At 48.4% G+C, this 20,738-nt stretch carries 20 protein-coding genes; 6 read left to right on the top strand and 14 right to left on the bottom strand.

All coding sequences use genetic code 11. The annotated features are described in order from the left end of the window. Nucleotides 1-140: 140 nt before the first annotated feature. Nucleotides 141-2,192 carry an FUSC family membrane protein gene (locus NF212_RS22815; RefSeq protein ID WP_434361222.1) on the bottom strand — a complete coding sequence of 684 codons (2,052 nt, stop codon included), beginning with the start codon at nt 2,190-2,192 and terminating at the stop codon, nt 141-143. 233 nt (nt 2,193-2,425) lie between these two features. Between NF212_RS22815 and NF212_RS22810 the strand changes: the two genes are divergently transcribed. Together NF212_RS22810 and NF212_RS22805 are read left to right on the top strand one after the other, a co-directional pair. Continuing rightward, a complete protein-coding gene (locus tag NF212_RS22810; protein WP_434362969.1) occupies nt 2,426-2,641 on the top strand; it encodes a DUF3820 family protein in 216 nt (71 codons plus the stop codon). A gap of 363 nt (nt 2,642-3,004) precedes the next feature. After that, nucleotides 3,005-3,460, top strand: coding sequence for a PEP-CTERM sorting domain-containing protein (locus NF212_RS22805; protein WP_434361221.1), 456 nt, complete (start codon nt 3,005-3,007; stop codon nt 3,458-3,460). A 27-nt stretch (nt 3,461-3,487) separates the two neighbouring features. On the opposite strand, the gene NF212_RS22800 is transcribed toward NF212_RS22805, so the two are convergent. Then, a complete protein-coding gene (locus NF212_RS22800; RefSeq protein WP_434361220.1) occupies nt 3,488-3,970 on the bottom strand; it encodes a hypothetical protein in 483 nt (160 codons plus the stop codon). Next, a complete protein-coding gene (locus NF212_RS22795) occupies nt 3,967-4,851 on the bottom strand; it encodes a DMT family transporter (RefSeq protein WP_434361219.1) in 885 nt (294 codons plus the stop codon). Before NF212_RS22795 ends, NF212_RS22800 begins: the two co-directional genes overlap by 4 nt. Before the next feature lie 187 nt (nt 4,852-5,038). Here NF212_RS22795 and NF212_RS22790 point away from each other — a divergent pair, with 187 nt between their 5' ends. Beyond that, nucleotides 5,039-6,010: a tetratricopeptide repeat protein gene (locus tag NF212_RS22790; protein ID WP_434361218.1), complete on the top strand. Its 972-nt coding sequence runs from the start codon at nt 5,039-5,041 to the stop codon at nt 6,008-6,010. 293 nt (nt 6,011-6,303) lie between these two features. Here NF212_RS22790 and NF212_RS22785 read toward each other — a convergent pair whose 3' ends face one another. Continuing rightward, nucleotides 6,304-6,804 carry a prolyl-tRNA synthetase associated domain-containing protein gene (locus NF212_RS22785; protein WP_434361217.1) on the bottom strand — a complete coding sequence of 167 codons (501 nt, stop codon included), beginning with the start codon at nt 6,802-6,804 and terminating at the stop codon, nt 6,304-6,306. 347 nt (nt 6,805-7,151) lie between these two features. Here NF212_RS22785 and NF212_RS22780 point away from each other — a divergent pair, with 347 nt between their 5' ends. Next, entirely contained in the window at nt 7,152-8,237 is a 1,086-nt protein-coding gene (locus tag NF212_RS22780; RefSeq protein ID WP_434361216.1) for an efflux RND transporter periplasmic adaptor subunit, read from the top strand. Beyond that, nucleotides 8,237-11,293, top strand: coding sequence for an efflux RND transporter permease subunit (locus tag NF212_RS22775; RefSeq protein WP_434361215.1), 3,057 nt, complete (start codon nt 8,237-8,239; stop codon nt 11,291-11,293). Before NF212_RS22780 ends, NF212_RS22775 begins: the two co-directional genes overlap by 1 nt. A gap of 271 nt (nt 11,294-11,564) precedes the next feature. On the opposite strand, the gene NF212_RS22770 is transcribed toward NF212_RS22775, so the two are convergent. Further along, complete coding sequence (locus tag NF212_RS22770) at nt 11,565-12,095, bottom strand: hypothetical protein (RefSeq protein ID WP_434361214.1); 531 nt, start codon at nt 12,093-12,095, stop codon at nt 11,565-11,567. A 777-nt stretch (nt 12,096-12,872) separates the two neighbouring features. Here NF212_RS22770 and NF212_RS22765 point away from each other — a divergent pair. After that, a complete protein-coding gene (locus tag NF212_RS22765; RefSeq protein WP_434361213.1) occupies nt 12,873-13,997 on the top strand; it encodes a M14 family metallopeptidase in 1,125 nt (374 codons plus the stop codon). A 335-nt stretch (nt 13,998-14,332) separates the two neighbouring features. Here the strand turns inward: NF212_RS22765 and NF212_RS22760 are convergent, their stop codons facing one another. The 9 genes from NF212_RS22760 to NF212_RS22720 form a co-directional block, all read right to left on the bottom strand. After that, entirely contained in the window at nt 14,333-14,593 is a 261-nt protein-coding gene (locus NF212_RS22760) for a type II toxin-antitoxin system prevent-host-death family antitoxin (RefSeq protein WP_054675062.1), read from the bottom strand. A gap of 107 nt (nt 14,594-14,700) precedes the next feature. Further along, nucleotides 14,701-15,216 (bottom strand): adenylate kinase, encoded by a 516-nt coding sequence (locus NF212_RS22755; protein WP_434361212.1) that lies wholly within the window; start codon nt 15,214-15,216, stop codon nt 14,701-14,703. Nucleotides 15,217-15,479: 263 nt separating this feature from the next. Continuing rightward, a complete protein-coding gene (locus NF212_RS22750; protein ID WP_434361211.1) occupies nt 15,480-15,755 on the bottom strand; it encodes a DUF3081 family protein in 276 nt (91 codons plus the stop codon). 116 nt (nt 15,756-15,871) lie between these two features. Further along, complete coding sequence (locus tag NF212_RS22745) at nt 15,872-16,573, bottom strand: aspartate/glutamate racemase family protein (protein WP_434361210.1); 702 nt, start codon at nt 16,571-16,573, stop codon at nt 15,872-15,874. 480 nt (nt 16,574-17,053) lie between these two features. After that, nucleotides 17,054-17,581, bottom strand: a complete 528-nt coding sequence (locus tag NF212_RS22740; protein WP_434361209.1) for a DUF6817 domain-containing protein — start codon at nt 17,579-17,581, stop codon at nt 17,054-17,056. Nucleotides 17,582-17,632: 51 nt separating this feature from the next. Continuing rightward, the gene (locus NF212_RS22735) at nt 17,633-18,247 is read right to left on the bottom strand and encodes a class I SAM-dependent methyltransferase (RefSeq protein WP_434361208.1); all 615 of its coding nucleotides are present in this window, start codon (nt 18,245-18,247) and stop codon (nt 17,633-17,635) included. Beyond that, nucleotides 18,244-18,660: a GFA family protein gene (locus NF212_RS22730; RefSeq protein WP_434361207.1), complete on the bottom strand. Its 417-nt coding sequence runs from the start codon at nt 18,658-18,660 to the stop codon at nt 18,244-18,246. The genes NF212_RS22735 and NF212_RS22730 overlap by 4 nt, the downstream gene beginning before the upstream one ends. Before the next feature lie 146 nt (nt 18,661-18,806). Then, nucleotides 18,807-19,916 carry an ABC transporter ATP-binding protein gene (locus NF212_RS22725; protein ID WP_434361206.1) on the bottom strand — a complete coding sequence of 370 codons (1,110 nt, stop codon included), beginning with the start codon at nt 19,914-19,916 and terminating at the stop codon, nt 18,807-18,809. Between the two features lie 9 nt (nt 19,917-19,925). Continuing rightward, nucleotides 19,926-20,738 carry a carbohydrate ABC transporter permease gene (locus NF212_RS22720; protein WP_434361205.1) on the bottom strand — a complete coding sequence of 271 codons (813 nt, stop codon included), beginning with the start codon at nt 20,736-20,738 and terminating at the stop codon, nt 19,926-19,928.

Raw genomic sequence — 20,738 nt, 5'->3', positions numbered from 1 at the left:
CAGGTTATAAACAGGACGTATCAATGGCGAGAAAAAATAGTCAAAACATTTCAATTTTGCACAAAACATCAAAAAAAACTGAATTCACTTTCAATTGATATGAAAGTGAATTCATTTACTTAATCATCAGAATTTTATTCTTAAACTAATAGATCATCGCAAAGGTATGAAATAGAAAACAGGCATTCTTTCAGATTAGAATTCTGGAAATCATTCTCTATACGATTTATTTTTTGATACAGACGGCCTTTTCTGTCATGAATGAAGTCATAAAAACTCTCTGACGTACGTCGGGATTCAAGCCTTTTACACAGTGCTTCCATTGACTCCACTGTCGAATGTAATGCTTCTTTACACCCGGCATCCTCAAAAGAATCCAGTCTCCCGTTAATCGCAGTTATCTGCCTCAACAACACATTGGAAGCCCTGCAACAGAGCACAATAGTTTCAGATATTTTACCTTTTTGCCCAGGTTCACCCAAATACCCAAGCCAGTGATCAAACAGGTTGGTATCCTCACGCACGCAACGCTGAAACTTGGCTGGCAAACCAGAATGGGACGCACTGTTTTCATCCCGGTTACCAAATTGGCTGGTCTCAAGTGCTACAAGAAAACGGCGGTAACTGTCTATCGCGGTATAAAGCTGGCTAGGAAACGCGTTCTTTTGCCACCCTGGAGAGATCAGAAGCAGAAGGACAACCGGCAATGCTACACCAAGTAAGGTGTTTTCAAGGCGAGGTAACAAAATGACCGCACCCTCGCCATTCAGCGCAAAGCCCATAAAGACGTAGACGGTGACACAGAATACAGCAACACCATAGTTCTTAGCCGATGTATGGAAGAACACCACCGCAGCAAGACAAAAAATAACCGGTAATAACCAATGCGGCATATTTGCATGCAGCATAAAGGCAACGGCCAGCAGCCCACCAATAGTACCTGCCAGGCGATGCAATAGTCTCTGCCATGTCATTGACATTGTAGGCCGCAAAACCAGCAGACTTGTCATCAGCGTCCAGAAACCAAATTCAAGGTTGAACATCCGAACCAGGATAAAGCCTGCAGTCAGGCTCACCGTCCCTCGGAAAGCGTGACGGAAATAGCTCGACTGCCAGCTGAACTGGCTTAAAAATTTGTGAAGGCCAAAGCGCAACGCACGCATTGATTGGCCCCGGTGCGGAACTCTGACCCTGAACTCGCACTTTTTAGGACGATAGTCATCCAGGGAACGCATCGCCAGATAGATAAGTTCCAACTTATCGATAAACCCACCAGCCAATGCCACTTCATGGTCAAACTTTCCGTCCAGGGGAACCTGCCGGAGCACGTGGAAATCAATTTCAGGCAGCAGCGCTTTTGGCCTATCCAGTTGCAAGCCGGCAATACTCTCTGCGATTGTCCGGGTAACCGAATCAATTTCCGTCAGCCAGCGCCCATAATGCTGCTGGAATTCTTTTCCGGGAGAAAAGTGCATAAGCCGGGTCTGCTCTGAAACACTTTCAGCCACCTGGAGATACGCTTGTAACCTTACTATCTGCTCGTTATTTTCCCCCGCAGCCAATTCCTGATGTACCCGAGCCTTAAGTTGCCCAAAATTTGCAGCAAAAAGGGAGCGCAACCGGGCGGCATCTACAAAGTCACGCCCGTCATCAGCGTAATGGGTCAGAGGCCAAGAGTGTGAAAGCAGCTTTTTGCTCAATGCCTGGTTAACATCAAAAAACAAATCCAGATCTTCCCTATGGGGAAAACACTTAAATGCCAACCATTGCCACATCCCATACCACATACAACCTGCGGCCAGCGCAGCCGGAATATACCAGTCCGGTCTTGTCCCATCGTGCAGGATTAGCGCATAAATTCCAGCCAATATGGTTGCAAACCCAATAGCACCGAGCCGTGGTGAAAACACCGCAAACATAAACAGGTTAAAACTGGCAAATGCAAGATATAGGCTGAAAGCAAGGGTATCGTGGTACAAGCTGGTTACGGCAAAGCTGTTCAGGAAAAACAGTGCCAGTGCAGTAAAAAAGTCCGAGACCCTGTGTTTATACGCGCTTGCAGTATCAGCGTTCCCACAAGCGATTGAACCCAGTGAAAACGCAATTCCCAGTGTTACCTGCCCGGCGACAAACATTGGTACTGAACACGTAATAAAACTCAGTGCCGCAGTGTTGGCCCGCAGGTTAAGCATGCTCCTGGATACAAGAAATTTGACTACAGGGATCTGTCTCAGGCGCTCAATAAAATGATTCATACAATGAAGCTATTAATTTCCGAAGTGTTATTTTATCACTGCATAGCTATATTGTCCGACAAATGTATTCTTTAACCCAAGCTCAATTCCCCTATCAGGCAATAGCCATTTTGGGACTCCGGCAGCCAGTGGTAAACTGGCGGTTTCCCGCTTATCTCACTAAATTGCTCATGTTAGAAAAAGAAAACCTCCTCAAACTCGCCTCAATGAAAATGCCCTTCGGAAAGTATGCCGGGCGAGTATTGATTGACCTGCCGGAGGAGTATTTGCTGTGGTTTGAAAAGAAAGGCTTCCCGCAAGGTGAACTTGGTAAGCTGATGGAGCTGTGTCTGGCTCTGAAAATTGAGGGATTGGACTCTTTGGTAAAGCCTTTGAAAAGACAATAAGTTACCGGTTTCATTGAGAGCTTGCTCCCAGTTGCACACATTCGTTGTCGGATTTATTTACACTGTTGGTCTCACTTCCTGAACCAAAACCGTTAACCGAATGAATAGAAAAGGAAAATTTTACTGGCACATATAGTGCTAAAAGTAGGTACATTCATGGATGAAGTAAGATGTACCCCAATGAAAAGGATACGGTTTTTCCTCTCAATTATTCTGCTGTCCGGGTTATGCAGTCCTTGGGCCAACGCAGGGTTTCTGACATTTGAATACCCTTCGGGTCACTTCCTAAGCAACAGTACCATTACTGAAGGCGGCTATAGCATTACGCACGGGAATACCTCTGCTTTGCTGGGAGCATTTTCAATGATCCATAATTCTAATGATCATTCAGGAAATGGCTCCAATGTCGCTTATGCATACAACCAGTCTTCGTTGAGCGTGGCAAGAACCGATGGTACAGGTTTCAGCCTCAACAGCTTTGATGCCGGAGAAACCCTTTTATCACCCACCACAGCCTGGGCAGACCAGGTAAAACTGACCGGATATGATGCTTTGGGTGCAGTGGTTATCCAGGCGCTTTTTACACTGGATCACATCGCCTCCCCCATTTCAGGTTTGCAGACTTTTACCACTTCAGGTTTCACCAATCTGGCCCGTATAGAATTCGCCGGGGTATGCCTTTCCGGCAGTTGTAACAACCGGGAATTTTCCATCGACAACCTGGCGTTGATCCCTTCTCCGGTTCCAGAACCCGTGACACTGGCTTTACTGATTACAGGAATCACCTTTTGGCAGGTAAGAAAACGCCAGTTTAAGTAACCGGCCAGCATTTATGCCCGGCTTGTTTTAGTTTGGGCTATTTTGGTCCAAACCTGACTGGTAGTGGCCTAAAAAGGTTTTAAGGATACCCAGGCTGTCTTTCTGCCCACTCTGCTCAGCGAGCAAGAAATCGAAAATGGCATTTTCATGGTCACTGACCAGCGTGTAGAGTGCCAGATGTTTGGTAGCAACATCTGTATCAGCCTGATAACGCTTTTGATAAGGTTCGACCCAGGCCACCATGGTGTCAATAAGCGTTTCCCAAGGCAGATTTATCCACTTCACCGCATCAGCAATACCTTTTTCTTCCATTGCCCGATCATGATCTGGAACAGATTCACCGATACTCGCAACCCCTTCCCGGAGTAACCGGGCAGTCAATGCCTCCACTTTCCACAAAACATGGAATGCTTCCTGTTTGGAAGAATCCGGGTAAAACCGGATAAAATGGTCAAAAAATGCCAGTCCATACAGTTCACCAAAGTAAGCTGACTTCAAAGGTGTGATCATGAAAACTTCGCTCGGAAAAGTTTACGAATTGGCTGACTTCCACGGTAAATTAACAGGGAGCAGAGAATCAGCGTGCAGCCGGCAATTTTATGTGCAGGCATTGCTTCATGATACCAAACCACACTCAGTACCACAGTCCACACGGGCTCCAAAATCATAATTATCGCGGCGTTTGCAGCACTGGCCCCTTTCTGCCCCAAGGTCTGCAACAGGTAACGAAGACTGGTTGCCACCAACACACTTAGGCCAAACCAGCCCCAAACGGATGTCGCGACGGTTTCTGGCCAGTTTTCAGTTATCAGTGAAACCGTCAGAGCAATGGTGCCGGTTGAAAACAGCTGGACGCAGGTAAGCACCAGAGTCGGGATTCTCTGGGCATAACGGCTGTTTGCATTGAAATGAATAGCAAGGAAAACAGCCGCCAGAAGAAACCAGATTTGGCTGGCAGACAGTTGCCAACCCACTCCACCTAAAGAGAGCATCGCTAGCCCGGAGACAGCAACCGGCAGGGAGACCCAGAAAATTCGCGGTGGAGCCTGACGGTACATCACCCACGCAACCGGAGGAACAATGAGCATGGAAAGGCTCATGATAAATGCCCCTTCCCCTAAAGATGTGCTCACAGACATCGCATAAATCCAAAACAGCAGGGCCGTAGCAAGGAAACTCCCCACACCGGCAGCCCTGGCCAGATCACCTCGGTTTACTGAATTCAACTTACGGAGACAAAAAGGCAACAGGAAAAGGGATGCTGAGACAAACCGGAGTCCGATAAAACCAAATGGAGGAAGACCCTGTATAGCTTCTTTAGAGAAGATCCACCCCAATGCGGCCAGCACAGTGGTGGCCAATAAAATGATTGATGCTCGACGTTCCGACAACTTTACTCACCAAAAAAGAGGAAAAGGGAGGCAGCCTTATTATTTCATTAGTTTTTTCTGTTGCACATGACAACGTCACATTAAACGCACAAAAAGGCAAAATCTCTCTATCGGACATATACAAAAAGCCAAGTCGGTTATAGTTTTAGTAACCTTTATCTGCCTTACCGATAAAATGTCACATCAGATGCTCGAGATAATTACATCAAAAAGCGCGCTCAGATGGCTTACCCCTCTGCTGGTCATCTTTCCACTTAACGTGTTTGCCACCACTCCGGTTAACGTTCATGAAGAGATGATAGAAGCGCTTGAAGCATACGCTGACTTTAAAATGGGGAATCACCAGGAAGCGTTCACCGCCTGGAAAAAACTCGCCGAAAAAGGCAATGCCCAAGGCATCCTGAACACTGCACACATGTACCTTGCCGGCGAAGGAACACAAGCAAGCTGCTCCAAAGCACTCAAGTGGTACAGGCGAGGCGTAGAACTTGGTGACCCGATGGCGATGTACTCACTCGGTCAACTCTATACAAACGGCGAATTCGTCGACGAGGATAAAGAAACCGGCATCGCCTACTTCCGGGAGGCTGGCGCCGCCGGGCTAATTGAAGCTCAACAATGGCTGTCTGAATACTATCTTAGTAATGATGATCACGCCGAAGCCACATACTGGCTGCAACGAGCTGCTGACAACGGGGATTATGAAGCAAGTCTAAAGCTCAAGGGTATCTCAGATTCCGGCAATCCCACTACCGAGATCAACGGCCCTTTCAGACTCGCTGTGCACAACTGGTTAAAAACACTCGATGATGCAGCGAACCACCGTGATGCCACCACACTGACAGGGAATATCCTACCCGATGCCACCATCAAAATAAGGATGCCAGGGCAGCAGGTTTACCAGACTCTTTCACGAAAGGAACTCTATACACTTTGGGCAAACGTTTTTTCTTCCGCATACCGCTACCGTTTTACCCGTACGGACTACCAGGTTTTACCCATGCTCAGCGGCATGAAAATCAAGAGTACGATCCGGGAAAACATCCTTTCTGACGGCACGGTACGCATACTTAAAATGGAAGAAACAATGCGGGCCCGGCTGAATGAGGATCGTTGGGAAATTTCCGCTTTAAGCATATCTGTCAGCCATATCCCCTGAATAAAACGCCCAGAGGCACCACTTGGTGCGACTACCGGGAAATAACCACAGAACATACCGGGAAATTTTCCCTGGCATTCTGTCCATGATCTCAGGTTCGCGACAACCCAATTCCCATTTGATGTTCCAGACTTTACTCAAAGCCAACTGCTTTATCCGGCAGTAGTTAACCCTACGGTTCAACGGTTTCGGGACAGGCGCCGCCTTCGATCAGTCTTCCTCACCTTCTCGCCTTCGCAGTGCCTGTCCCGAATTCTCCCCGGACATATGTCCCGGCTGTACACAACTTACACTCAGGCAGTTGTCGCTGCCTTTTCCGGTACATTCACGATAGTTGCCTTTCTGTTTTGGGCATCAAGGAACTCACGGAAATCATCCAGGGAAAGGGAAAGTGTGGCGGTATTTACCAATGGGTGGCACTGCAACCTTTCAGCCTGCCACACTGCTTCATCCACCACCAACTCGACGTTGGAATCCGGGTCATTCACAACCGCCAGTACTGATACAGAGCCAGGTTCCAGCCCCAGGTGCGTTTTCAGGCGTTCAGGCGATCCAAAACTGAGGGCACTGGTTTCCAGCACCGTTGACAGCCCTTTAAGATCCACTGACTTGTTCTCCGGTACGGCAACAAGGAAATGACGCTTTCCCTTCCGGTCTCGCAGAAAAAGGTTCTTGGTTTCGATTCCCTGAATATCAAGATTTAGTGCGCTGGCTTCCTCGCAGGTATAAACGGGTTTGTGTTCAAATTTGTCGTAACGAATTCCAAGGGAATCCAATAATCCCAATACTTCCATGTTCTTGCCCCTTCTAGCTTTTCCTCAGTTTGCCAGTCTCAGATTAAATATCCATACCGGATTGCGTCAGGGTAAATACACCCTAACGACCTTTGTATCCCTGTAATTTAACCACGACCCTTGGATTTGCCTGGATCCCGGCATGCATTCATACTGTTGATATTGCCACTTTGCGCCAAACCCCAACAAAACAACCATTCACCCCTTGTTTACCTATTGTGTACATGCCGTTGCAGGCGGCTGTTTTCTAACAAGGAATTTGCGATTGCTGACAGATTTCTGTCCATCTTTTTTCCACTCGCTCTGGTAAAATATTGCCCAACTTTTTTCATATCAGGAATACCACCTTGAACAACTCTCCATTCTCAGTACGGTCCTTTGCCGTCTGTCTCACAGCCATCAGTCTTTTTACACTGACCGGTTGTGGCGAGGAAGCGAAGGAGACCACAGAAGTCATCGCTCCGGTTATCCGCCCGGCTCTGATTGAAACCGTTTCCGTCTCTGACATGACCGGCCTTAACTTTAACGGTGTAGTGCGTTCTGCCCAACGAGCTGACCTTGCGTTCCGGCTGAGCGGCAAACTGGTAACCATGAACGTGGAAGAAGGCGACCGTGTCACCAAAGGGGACATCTTGACCCAGCTTGACCAGCGTGAGTTTAAGATCGCCCTCTCTTCTGCTGAAACAGAACTGCGTAAAGCCAATGCGGATTACCAGCGCGGGCTGAAAATTTTCAACTCCACACAAGCGATCTCACAAAGCGATCTGGAACAGCTGGAAACCAAGCGTGACCTGGCCCAGAACCGGTTTGACGATGCCAAGCGCAACCTGGAAAATGCGACCATTACTGCACCTTTCAGTGGCATGATTGCCCGCAAACTCCAGAACAATTTCACTCAGGTTCAGGCCAACCAGCCAGTGTATGTACTGCACAACCTGCGTGACCTTGAAGTCACCATCAATATCCCGAGCAAACTGTTGCTGGAAGGTGGTGAAGCCCGTGAAGCCATTGCAGAGTTCGATGGCCTGCCGGACGTTCGCCTGCCGTTGACATACAAATACTTCTCTTCCGATGCCGATCCACTGACACAAACCTATGAAGTGGTATTGGGCTTCAGCGACCTTCAGGGCCAGAACATCCTGCCGGGTATGACGGTGCGCGTCCTCCCTAAAGAGAATGCAGGCAATGGCAAGGGCATTATCACAGTTCCGCTGGACGCCGTAATTCCGACCAATACCGGCGAACAATATGTATGGGTGGTAAACGCTGACCAGTCTGTAGAAAAACGCCTGGTAACTGTAGGCCGCCTGTTGGGTAACCGTGTCACTGTCACCGATGGCCTGAGCGCAGGCGACAAGCTCGTGACTGCCGGTGTCCACGCACTGAAAGCCGGTATCAAGGTACGCCCGATGCAGGCAGAAGGTAGCCAGTAATGAACATTGCCCGCTATTCCATCCAGAAAGCTACCAGCGTCTGGGTCATTATTTTCCTGCTGCTTGTTGGGGGCTATATCAGCTACCAAAAGCTCGGCAGGTTTGAAGACCCGGAATTCATTATCCGTCAGGCAGTGATTATCACCACTTACCCGGGTGCAACCGCACAGGAAGTGGCAGATGAGGTCACCGATGTCATCGAAGGCGCGGTTCAATCCCTGCAGGAACTGGACGAAGTGAAGTCCGTTTCCAAGCCGGGTATGTCAGAGGTAACGGTTGAGATAAAGCTGGATTTCTCCAAAACCAAGGCTGAACTCGATCAGATCTGGGACAAACTGCGCCGTAAAATTACCGATGCCCAGCGTGCCCTGCCACCGGGGGCCGGACCATCTATCGTTAATGACGACTTCGCCGATGTTTACGCCCTTTTCTATGCCGTAACCGGTAAAGGCTACTCCGACAAACAGCTTCAGGACTACGTTGATTATCTTCGACGTGAACTGGCACTGGTACCGGGCGTGGCAAAAACCGCAACACTGGCAGAAAAGCAGGAGCAGATTTTCGTCGAGATTTCTGGTGAACGCCTTGCCCAGTTTGGTATGTCTGCCGAGCAGGTCTATCAGGTACTGCAAAAGCAAAACCTGGTGACGGTAGCCGGTGATTTCCTTGCAGGCGACATGCGTGTGCCGGTTATCCCAAGTGCCATTGTCCCGACCTTCAATGACCTGAAAAACCTGCAAATCGGCCTTGGCCCGGACGGCAAGGTACTTAAGCTCAGCGATATTGCCAACGTCTACCGTGGCTACAAAGAACCGGCATCCCTGCTGATGACCTACAACGGCGAACGTGCCGTGGGTCTGGGTGTATCCAACGTTGCCGGCGGTAACGTGGTCGAAATGGGTGATGCGGTTAAAGCTAGGCTTGCAGAGCTTGAAAACCAGCGCCCTATCGGCATGGAGCTCCACCCTATCTCGTTGCAGTCTGACTCAGTGCGTGATTCTGTCGCCAACTTTGTCGATAACCTGATTGCCGCGGTAGCCATCGTATTTATCGTGCTGCTGGTCTTTATGGGCGTGCGCTCCGGCATCATCATCGGCTTTGTACTGCTGCTGACTGTGGCCGGTACGCTGATCATCATGCTTATCGACAATATCGCCATGCAGCGGATATCCCTCGGAGCATTGATAATCGCGCTCGGTATGTTGGTGGATAACGCCATTGTGGTCACCGACGGTGTGCTGGTTCGCCTGCAAAAAGGCGAAGACAAAGACACCGCCATTGATGAAGTGGTGAAGTCCACCATCTGGCCACTGCTCGGCGGTACTATCGTGGGTATCGTTGCGTTCAGTGCCATCGGCCTGTCACCGAGTGAAATGGGTGAATACGCCGGTTCCCTGTTCTGGGTAATCCTTTACTCCATGATGCTGAGCTGGCTGTTTGCCGTTACCATCACCCCGCTGCTTTGCCGACAGTTCCTGAAAGTGAAGCCGGGTGGCGAAGCGTTAAAAGAAGGCGCGATTCTTTCCGGATACCGCAAAATCCTGATGCTGGCACTGACCTACCGCAAGACCACTGCTGTCCTGCTGTTTGGCCTGCTGGCCGCCGGTATCAGCGGTATGGGTGCCATCCCGCCGGGCTTTATGCCAGATTCGCAGCGTCCGCAATTCGTGGTTGATATCAACCTCCCACAGGGCACGGATATCAATAAAACAGCGGAAGTGGTCGCATCGATGGAAAAAGATGTCGCCGCGAAAGAAGGTGTCACTAACATCGCCGCATTTACCGGTGGTGGCGGCCTTCGCTTTATGCTGACCTACGCCCCGGAACCACGTAATACAGCCTATGGCCAGTTGCTGATTGATGTTGATGACTACAAGCGCATCACCGGCCTAGTTGACCAGCTTCAAACTGAACTGTCCGAAAAATACCCGGATGCTTCGGTAAAAGTGTGGAAATTTATGCTGGGCCGTGGCGGCGGCAAGAAGATCGAGGCCGGTTTCCGAGGCCCGGATTCCAAGGTGCTCCGTCAGCTTGCTGAACAGGCAAAAGCCCTGATGCTGGAAGACCCGGATCTGATTGCCGTTCAGGATGACTGGCGTCAGCAGGTACCGGTTGCCAAACCTGAATACAACCAGGAACGCGCACAGCAACTGGGCCTCACCACCCGTGAGCTGAACGCTGCCATTGCGCAGACACTGACCGGCCGTAATGTTGGCGTATTCCGGGAAAGCAATGACATCATCCCGATTGTGGTGCGTGCCCCTCTGGAAGAGCGCAGCCACCAGCGCGTTATTGAAAACACCGAGGTTTACAGCCAGCAAAGCGGTCAGCTTGTGCCTGTCAGCCAGTTGGTGGATTCGGTAAACGTGAAGTGGGAAGACGCCATGATCCGCCGCATCGACCGGATGCCAACCATTCTGGTTCAGGCAGACCCGGCACCGGGCGTGCTGACCAACGATGCATTCGTGAAGATCCGCGCCAAAATTGACGCCATGGAACTGCCACCGGGTTATACCCTGACCTGGTACGGTGAGTACCTGGCATCCAAAGAGGCAAACGTCGGTCTGGCAATCTCTGCGCCGTACGGCTTCACCGCCATGATCCTGGCCGTGGTATTTATGTTCAACGCCATTCGCCAGCCGCTGGTGATCTGGCTGACAGCGCCGCTTGCGGTTATCGGTGTGGTTGTCGGTCTGGTGCTGTTCCAGACACCGTTTGAGTTTATGGCGATACTCGGCTTCCTGAGCCTTATCGGTATGATGGTGAAAAACGCTATCGTATTGGTCGATCAGGCGGACTGCGAAATACGGGACGGGGAACCGCCGTTCTCTGCCATCGTAACAGCCGCTATCAGCCGTGCCCGCCCAGTTGTGCTGGGCGCACTGACCACCATTATGGGTGTAGCCCCACTGCTTCTTGACCCGTTCTTCAAGAGTATGGCGGTGACCATTATGTTCGGTCTGTTGTTCGCCACAGCCCTGACCCTGGTGGTTATCCCACTGCTCTACGCTGCCATTTTCCGGATTAAAACCCCGGTAAAAGGTGAGTTAGCGTAAGGGTTCACTATTAGCAGATATGACAAAGGCGCCGGATGGCGCCTTTTGTTTTTTGGGGATGACTAAGTTGGAAAGGGACAGGAATGGCTTAGAGTTGGCGCACTAAAACCGTTTAGTTAGGATAACTAAAACTATGGCTGCGCTCGCCTGTCATTCAGTGATTCTGGAATTGTCTTCTTCTGCTCAACCGATCAATTTACTTAATAAAGTAGCAACGGGCTTCTTCAACACCTAAATAAAGTGTCGGCTGCGCGACACTTGTTCTTATTTGTTAGGATTCTTTTGCCGAGACAGCCAGCATGAATAAATCAAAAGCAGCTAGTTTAGCCTCTTTCTCACTATCAAAGTTACGATATAAAAATTTACTATAATTTCCATCCTTGGAACTTACCGTTGCACTCCATTTGCCACTTTTTTGATAAACAGTGACCCAAAATCCTTCGATGTTTAAACGAGGGTTACCTTTTCGTGACAGCTTCCAACTTCTAGTTAACCAGCGTTTACGGCGGCCTGACCAGTTTTTCACTATCCGCTCTCGTTGCTTTGCCGCAGAAATGTCACTTTCCATATGGCCTGAACATATACAGCCAACCTTGAATATTGCAGGGTAATTTTCGTGCTGCATATAGTGAACATACCTTATTTCTTGTGATTCACACATTTCACATGTTTGTTCTGTAGCTTCCAAATCTTCAATATGAACACAACACCAGCCTTTATGAGGAACATTTGGTGAAGACCATTTGCCACGTTTCTGAGAAATAAGATTCTCTTCAAATTCATAGCCAACTTCTAAATTCATAATTTTCTCCATGAAGCTTAACTTTTGAATAACGGGCGTTTACTAGCCAAAAATTAATTGAAACACCTGAATCACAGCGTTTCTTAGGTAAATTGCATCACGAACAATCGGCTTGGGGCGTTATAGTTTTATGCTGAAACGAGAGCCAGAGCCTATATAAGAACGTTGAGTATTACTATTTCTCGGTGGTAGGTTCTTGTTCCAGTAAAAACCCATATTTCTATATTTTGAGCTTGCTGCTCGATATATATAGTGAAGTTGGTTAACTCCATATCCATATGATTTCGCCAAAGGGTCTATGTGTTCGCGTCCAAACTCATCAGGCAACCGATCAAAAATCTCATCAAACTCACTCATGCACTAGAACCTATTTGATAGCATTCCTTTAAAGTACGCCAAGCTGTCACAATGTCAATTATTATTTTAAATCAATCAGTTGTCGTTGCAATATCGATAGAGTAGCTTCTATTTTTCGAGGATTTAAACAATTTACTGGGTCTCGAAATAATGCTAGTGAAAGAGCCTATTTGAGGACATTTCAACTAACGTCATGCTTCATGTTTTACCATAAGAAAATCTATCGAAAAATCTATGTTTGAGAGTTGCGGTAGCCTGCATTCGGTAACTGAAAATGGAGCAAAAACATGCCAAAAATCCTTTGATAGTTTGCTAAACGCAATATCCCTCAGTTGTTTGTGTAAGCCGATTTTGCTCTCTTTCACGGTGAGAGATCTATGCTAATGTGGCTACCAATCTCCCCAACGAAAACGTATAAAAATGAAAATCTTCAGTAATTTCGAAAGCGGTAACATCCAGGTTGTCTCCGCAGACTCTCCAGACGACATTCAGCTTTCTATCCCTGCCGACAACAACACCGAAACGGCCCAGTGGTTCCATTTTCGTTTGGAAAGCACATCGCAGGAACAGCACCAGTTTTCGCTTCTGAACCTCGCAAAATCAGCTTACCCAGAAGGCTGGCAGGGTTACAACGTTGTGGCTTCCTATGACCGAAATGAGTGGTTTCGTGTTCCTTCAGAGTTTGACGGCGACACATTGCGTTTTTCGGTGACACCGGAAGCAAGCTCTATGTATTTCGCCTATTTCGCCCCCTACTCTTACGGGCGTCATCAGGACCTACTGCACAATGCGCAAGCTCACCCCGCTTGCCGGTTGGAAACACTGGGCTCAACTATAGACGGCAATGACATCAGTCTTCTGACTGTGGGTGAACCCGCTGAAGGTAAGAAAAACATCTGGGTTATCGGCCGTCAGCACCCCGGCGAAACCATGGCTGAGTGGTTTATCGAAGGCCTGCTCATGCGGTTGCTGGATGGAACCGACACAGTTGGCAGGGCGCTGGTCGATAATGCCGTTATCCGCATCGTTCCGAATATGAACCCGGATGGCAGTATTCGGGGCCACTTGCGCCACAATGCGGTTGGCGTAAACCTTAACCGTGAATGGCAAAGCCCTTCTGTCGAGCGCAGTCCGGAAGTTTTCTACGTTCGTGAACGCATGCTGGAAACCGGCGTTGATATGTTCCTGGACATTCATGGTGACGAAGCCATCCCTTACAACTTTGTAGCCGGCAGCGAAGGCATTCCATCATACGATGAGAAATTTAAAACCCTCGAAGATCACTTCAAGCAGGCATTGCTGACCATTACCCCCGAGTTTCAGAATGAACACGGTTACCCTAAAAGCGCACCGGGCAAAGCCAACCTCACCGTAGGCTCCAACTGGGTAGCTGAGCAATTCAAGTGCCTGTCTTACACCGTCGAGATGCCATTTAAAGATCACAACAACCAGCCGGATGACGTCTACGGCTGGTCGCCGGAACGCAGTGCGGCATTCGGTAGTGATATGTTAGCGGCGATTTGGGCAACGTTGCCGAAGCTTTGACAGGTGCTAAAACGCCACCACGCGGGTGGCGTTTTGCTAATCAGTTCAAACAGATTGGAGTATGCAGAGGAGGTATTCAGTAGACCTGATCGTGATTGCCAATATCGATCAGAAGGACACTGCCGTCTTCTTTAATCATTATCTCAAGCAGCAATCTATAAGACATATTCAGCGAAACAGAATGACAACCTTTGCCCTCAATTTTATGAAGTCTCAAAGAAGGATGTCCCAACTGGTTTAAACGGATCATTTTAAGCACCTTCTTAAAGGGCTCCACCATATCAGGGTGTTTCCGTAGAAACTTTTTCGCACGTCGGTCGAATGCAGGTGTTGTATCAATCCTTATCATCTACCAGCCCGTCAACGTACGCATCAATGTCGGTAATAGTGCGATGGTTACCCGCCGTATATTCTGCTTCAGCTTCACGAATCGCTTTGTCTAAACGCCATTCTTGAAACTCAGCATAATCTTCAACACTGATCGCATAAAAGGCTGGCTTGCCACGTTCAGTTACAGCGTGAGGCAAACCGTCTTCAATAGCCTCTTTTATCACCTTAATACCGCGTACTTTGACGTCATTCGCTGTAATTGTCATGACACTGACCTTCGTATTTCAAACTGGTTAATACTTTAAATCGTACGATTGGATAGTGCGATTGTAAAGCACTTTAAATAGAACGATATAACACCATAAAACTGCCTCTAAACAAGGTGGCTCACTACAAATCCGTTCAGATCTGCGACGGTTCGGATCACGTAGACATTTTTGCTTTTCGACATCACTGCCAGCTTGGCCGCGAAGTCGTCATTCCAGAACTTCGGGCATAGCCTGAGCACTTTGTAACTCTCCAATGTTCCTTTCAGTACGGAGCTTCCTTCAGGCCAACCTTCGGGTTTGACAAACAGCCCTTTCAGCAATCGCTTTGTCACAAACCAATAGCTGGTTAAGTAGGGCAAGTCGATGTAAATCAACGTATCTGCAGCTTCCAGGCGTTCGTTAAATGAACTGATGGGACCGAAACCATCAATAATCCAACTTTCAGAAGACAGGATGTTTGCATGTGCTTTATCGAACACCTCACGTGAAACTGGCTCCCCGGTTTTCTTATAGACAATCCCGTCGAGTTGATAAAGCCTGATTCCGGAAGCAGAAGCGAGTGCTTTACTTAACACAGATTTCCCGCTGCCCGGCTTTCCGAATACCGCGATTTTCTTCATGTGAATTCCTTTTTAGTGATTCCCATGAGGCAGAAACAGAAAACCCACCTCTTGGGGTGGGTTCGGCAAAATCAACGCGTAACAAAAACCCACCATTCCTATGGAATGATGGTAATTCGTACATTGCGTGACTCGATATTCGTATTCATAAAGTTATCGTTATATAGGGGAAGCCGGTTGTCAACCGTCATTATCCGGGTGACCGCCCCCGGGTATCACGGCAAACCTATCTTTCGTGGGCATCGGTCCCTTACGTGTTTACATCAATGATGGTCATCCACAATTTTGTGGGTCACCAATGCGTCTATCTTTTTCAGAAAGCTCTCTTTCAGATGCTCTTGATCGTATTTCAGGTCGTAAGTGTTGTGAAACCCAATGTGTAACTCAACACCATTTCCCCGCAGGTAGACGTTGTAACCATCGTAATCCGTGGACGCTTCAATGCCCTTGTATAGCTTACCAAACTCTGTCTCTCCGCCTTTTTCCATGACCACTTCAAAAGCGGCAAGCAGTTTTGCGATGTTGAGTTCATTTTTCATTGGCACTCCCTCATACGCTCATGGTTTAAGAGCAAATGATTGTCTCTGTACTAACAGTATGATTTTCAATACAGAAATGTGCCAATATCAGATCACATAAGGTCTATACCGGTGGGCTACCCGTTTACCGCTTTCCTTATCGCCGCCCTTGCCAGCAGCCGGGTTGAGTCCAATGTAGTGAGTACCGAGTTGTCATCACTGATTATCAGTGGGATTTCCGTGCAACCCAACACGACGCTGTCACAGCCCCGCTCTCTGAGGTTATGTATTACATTCTGGAAATACGCAATTGAGTCCGGAAGGAAGTTCCCGTGTACCAACTCTTCCATAATAATCCGGCTGGTTTCGTTTATTTCTTCCGGATTTGGCCTCAACCACCCCATACCGGCCGCTTCGATATGAGACGGGTACACATCGCTTTCCACCAGCCAGCGTGTGCCAAGAATGCCTATATTCCGGAACCCGACGTTATTTGCATTCTCTGTTACTGCGTCAGCGATATGCAACCAAGGCAGCGGGGAAGACGGGGCCACCCTATCCATCACTTGGTGAATGGTATTGTCCGGGCAAATAAGGAAGTCGGCTCCCTGCTTGTTAAGCTTTTCCGCAGAGGAAAGCATCAGTGCGGCGACGCCATCCAAATCTCCTGCTTCCAGGTACTTCACATAATCGGCGAGGCTGTGAGTATGCATGGATACTTCCGGATGGGCGTATTCCCCCAGCCAGTCTGCACTCTCTTTGCAAATCGTTTTATAGCAGAGTGCCGCCCCCTCAGCGGAACAACCCACGATACCGATGTGTTTTATAGCGTCGGTCATCTATCCTCCATGGAAAAGCCACATATATTAGATTATTAGTAGTATTAACCTTTATCTATTTTTCTATAAAACATATTCCCGAATTTCGTTTCGAAAACAAAATAAAATTTACGATTACCACGATATAAGGCCGGATATTTATCTACCAAATCATGATCTATATTTATCCTAAATAACATTGGAGAGCTTCTTCGATACCACTCAACCCGCCCTTTTTTAATCTTAATAGAACCATCTTTTAGCTTTTCTCGAAATATAAAGTTGTCGTTTTCCTGAATTTCAAAACTGAAGTGGTCATATTGCCAATCTGCATTAGATCCTGGATAAAATTGCGTATCTATCCGATATACTCCGACAATTCTGTCTCGATTGATAGGGTAGTAATTGTAGAGAGACCTAACTGTTAACAGGAGCACTGAAATACAAACGATTGGTCCCAGTAGATAGCTAATTTTCATCTTAAGCTGTCATGCCCTATCATTATGACGACATCCAAATATCCCATGCTTCCCTTGCAGGTTCTGACAAATAGGGGTTCATATCAGCGAACAGCACCCTAAGTTCATCGCCATACTTAGCTTTGAACTCATCGCTTGAAATCACCAATTCAAGTTCATTGGCAACGGTGAGTTCACAGAATTGCCGGGCAGTCTCCGGTTCAAGCTCAAATTCCTTACCGGTAAACCTGTCCCGGAAAGGAAAGCTGTCGGGGGTAATTTTCGGAAACGTATAATCACGATCGCAGCAACAATAGAGATATACCAGCGCCTCAGCATCTCCACCTATGGTGTTGGCAATTTCAGAACGAGTGTCCAAGGAGATAAGGCTACCGTCGAAACCAGCTGTTCCGTAGGCAGCATGGAACAGCCCAGCATCACAGAGGGTTTCGCTGGCAGCCCAGGTTCGGAGCAGTTGGTACGTACCCTGGAGATGAGCTATCAGAGAGCCGTTTAAATGGGCAAACTCCCCAGCACCTAAAGCCTGTAATACCCTGAATTTATCGTACATCCTGAACGAATCCTTTCGTTTACTGCGATTATTGTTCCACGATAACACGGTTCAACACTTTTTCAGCAGCACACCCAATCGCCCTTTATCCCGGCCGCCGTCAGGCTCGTTGACCAAAGTACTGCAGACAATTTCAAACCCCATATTTTCACAGTGTCTGTGCAATACATGGATGGGAAAAGCATCGTAGAAAAATTCAACATCGAACATGAAATCGGTAAAACCGGCCTTTCCCGGCAAATCTTCCTCTAAGCCGCCGCTTGAAAGAATCACAAGACCACCGGGTTCCAATACCTCTGAGACTTTTCTGAGCAGTATCAGGTGCTCATTTCTTGGTAGGTGGAACATTGAATCCCATATCACCACCCCGTCATATGACCCGGAAGGTTGATAATCCTCCAGTTCGCAGAGTTCCCAGATGTGTTCCGGAAAGGATTGCCGGGCTTGTGCCAGCAATTTCCCTGAACGGTCAACACCGGTAATAGCATGACCTTTCCCAGCGAGAAATGCAGCAACCGGTGTGCCGTGGCCACAACCCAGGTCCAGAACCTGACCATGTTCAGGAAGGCCTTTTTCAAATAGCTCAAATAAGGCCAGATCTTTCGGAGGAAGTGTATGACGCAGGCTTATCCATTGCTCTGCTATCAGATCATACCGCGCTTTCATTCCATTCCCTTGCCGGGTTCTGGCGGCCTTTCATCAAACTGGATGACGCCGTCTGGGATCCGTTCCCATGCGGCCTTTGAACCTACAAAGATATGCGTAACCGGCTCAAGTTCCGGGTCTCCGTTCACGCAACCCAACGTAACACCATGAACGTCACCGTTATAGATTCCACAAAGTGTCGAGCCGCATTTACTGCAAAACTGTATGCCGAAACCATGCTCACCGACATAGGATGTCAGCAGTTCTTCACCGCTCTCCCACTTGAAACTGCCCGGAGAGACCAGCGCATAGGCTGAAGCCTGGGCACTGAACGCTTTTCGACAGCGGGAGCAGTGACAGGATCGCGGGTCACTGAGCTTGCCGGATATCCGGTAGGTCACCGAACCACAAAAACATTCCCCGGTAATTTGCATACACATCCCTGTTGTTGTACGTATTTATTGTACCGATTCAAACAGGAAACAGGCTGAAGTACAAACCGCAGTACAGGCATAAATGGAGAAAACATAGAAAAAGGCCCGGAGCCGGGCCTTGGAAAAAGGACTGAAAAATATACTTATTAGCTGGTTATACAAAGCCCGGCGCTGTCGAACAGGTGTGCGTTTTCAATATCAAAATGGAGCTCGATATTCTCAAATTTTGAAAACTCTACGTCCCTGCTGACATGCACCTTCATGTTGTCCACCCCCGCAATCTGGCCGAACAGGTAAGTACTCGACCCGAGACGTTCAGACACTTCATTGGTGAACATCAAAGATGCGGTACCTTTACTCCGGACAGAAAGGTGCTCCGGCCGGATGCCAAATTTCACCCGGTCATTAGCGGTGAGCTGTCCCTGGGTTGTTGTGAGGGTCAGGGTTTGCCCATCCGGCAGCCTGATGGTGACTTCACCGCCTGAAACTGCATCAACAACCGCCGGAATAAGGTTCATTGCCGGGGAACCGATAAAACAGGCGACAAATTCATTGACCGGCTTTTTGTATATTTCAAGCGGCGACCCAACCTGCTCAATCTGCCCTTCTTTCAACACCACAATCTTGTCTGCCAGCGTCATGGCTTCCACCTGATCATGGGTAACGTAAATCATGGTGGTTTTCAGCTCTTCATGGAGCTTGGCAATTTGAAGGCGCATCTCTACGCGCAGTTCAGCATCCAGGTTCGATAAAGGTTCATCAAACAGGAACAGCCTTGGGTTACGTACCAGCGAACGGCCAATTGCAACCCGCTGGCGCTGTCCACCGGACAGTTGCGAAGGTTTGCGATCCAGCAGGTTATCCAATTGCAGTGTTTTGGCAGCCAGACGGACTTTCTGGTCAATTTCGTCTTTCGGTACGCCGGTATGCTTCATACCAAAACCGATATTGTCGTAGACCGACAAGTGTGGATAAAGGGCATATGTCTGGAACACCATGGTCAGGTCACGCTGCGACGGGTCGAGGTGGGTAACATCTTCATCACCGATAAAAATGCTGCCGGAAGAAACGGTTTCCAGCCCGGAAATCATCCTCAGCAACGTTGACTTACCGCACCCGGAGCCACCTACCAGGACAACGAACTCCCCGTCTTCAATATCCAAGTCTACGCCGCGGATCACGTGGGTATAGGCACCTTTGCCTTCCCGGAAATTTCTGAATTTTTTGGTTACGTTTGAAAGTTTAATGTTAGCCATAACGATTCCTTACTTCACCGATCCGGTTAGGCCAGCGACGAACTGTTTTTGCATCATGAAGAAAATGACGAGCGTAGGTAAGGTACTGATAATGCAGCCGAGCATGATGATGCCGTAATCCGGGTAATAGCCGGATGTAAGGCCAGAAAGCACCACGTTAAAGGTCTGCTTTTCTGGCGAGAACAGCACAACCAGTTGCCACAGGAACGCATTCCACGCGTTCATAAAGCAGATAACAAACGCTGCCGCATAGGTACTTTTCATCACAGGGAGATAGACATAAGCGAAAATCTTCCACTCTTTGATGCCTTCAATACGGGAAGCATCAATCAGATCCCTCGGGAAAGCCCCCGAGCACTGACGGAAATAGAAGATGATTGGAATCGCCGCAATGGTTGGCAAAATCACCGCCATGTGGGTATCAAGCAAGCCACTGGCTGCAAACATCTGGAACAGTGGAATCATCAGTGCCGGGAACGGGATCATCATTACCAGCAGCAGGACATTGAACACCCGTTCCCGGCTACGTGACTTGTATACCTCAAAGGCATAGCCAGCCATTGAGCAGACCACCAGTGTTAACACCGTATTGAGGATGGCAATTTTTGAGGTATTCCAGAACACCTGCCAGACATCAAGACGGTCAAACAGGTTGGTCAGGTTGACAAAAAACTGGTCTCCGAGTGTGTACTTGCCTTTGTTGATATCTACAGTTGTGTTGGTTGAAGAAATAATCATCCAGCAGAAAGGAAAGACAGACAGCACTGTGGCGACAATCAAAAAGCCATACATGAGGCTGTTGTAATACGTCGATTTTTTCAT

It is taken from the genome of Parasalinivibrio latis (genome assembly GCF_036825535.1).
Lineage (GTDB): Bacteria > Pseudomonadota > Gammaproteobacteria > Enterobacterales > Vibrionaceae > Parasalinivibrio > Parasalinivibrio latis.
Note: the sequence above shows the minus strand (reverse complement) of the source record. Positions and strands in the feature narration are given on the sequence as shown.